Source organism: Streptomyces lincolnensis (genome assembly GCF_021173675.1).
In the GTDB taxonomy this organism is placed as follows: domain Bacteria; phylum Actinomycetota; class Actinomycetes; order Streptomycetales; family Streptomycetaceae; genus Streptomyces; species Streptomyces lincolnensis_B.
Window position 1 is genome coordinate 1 of the sequence record NZ_JAIHON010000043.1, and the last position, 880, is coordinate 880.

Annotated in this window: 1 pseudogene; it reads right to left on the reverse strand. The window is 70.7% G+C overall.

Annotated elements, in window-relative coordinates:
• Positions 1 to 827, reverse strand: a pseudogene (locus tag K4B79_RS48905) (IS701 family transposase); the annotation flags it as partial.
• Positions 828 to 880: the final 53 nt, after the last annotated feature.

Here is an 880-nt window from a genome sequence, read left to right on the forward strand (position 1 = left end):
CTTGGCCGCCTGGAAGCATTCCTCGATCGCCCAGCGGGCCCCGGCAGCGCGGACGGTCTCCGACAGTGGAGTGTCCGCGGGTGCGTGCACCAGGTAGTAGGCGCGTTCGCCGTCGGTGAGGCTGCGGCGGATCAGCAGGGCGTCTTCGAAGCCGTCGTCGCGCTTGCCGGGCAGGGGGACCAGGGCCCAGGCGTATTCGCGCAGGCCGTGGCGCCGTCACCGGCGGAGCGGGTCTCCCAGGCGTGCTCGGGAAGGATCGCCGAGATGGTGCGGGCGCTCTGCCCGCGTGGCCCGCACCGGTGCCTGGAGGAGATCGCCAGGACGTAGCTCAGGTGCTGGTCGGCCAGCCAGCGGCGCAAGAGGGGTCCTGGCCGTAGACCTCGTCGCCGGTCACCCAGCGAAACGGCACCTTCGCCGCGACCGCCCGCTCCAGCATCGCGCGGGCCAGTGCGGGCATGGTGCGGAAGACGACCTCCTCGCTGATCCTCGCGTCCGCCCGGCGGGCCGGGTCCTCGGTCCAGGAGGTGGGCAGGTACAGCTCCCTGTCGATCAGCGCCCGCCCTCTCGGTGAGGCGTAAGCCAGAAACACTCCCAGCTGACAGTTGTCGATCTTCCCGGACGTTCCGGTGTACTGCCGCTGCACGCCGGCCGACCGGGTGCCCTTCTTGATGAAGCCGGTCTCGTCCACCGTCAGCACGCCGTCCTCGGCGCTCCCTTGCCCGCCGACGCGGCTCCGACCGACGGAAACGCCCACCGAACCGAGCATGGAGAGCGTCCAGACCGGCCGCCCACCGGTGCACCTCGTCAACCGTGACGTCCCCACCCATGCCCGGCTCAACGAACAGCCCAACCACCAGTCACACCAACTGCGGCTGCAGTA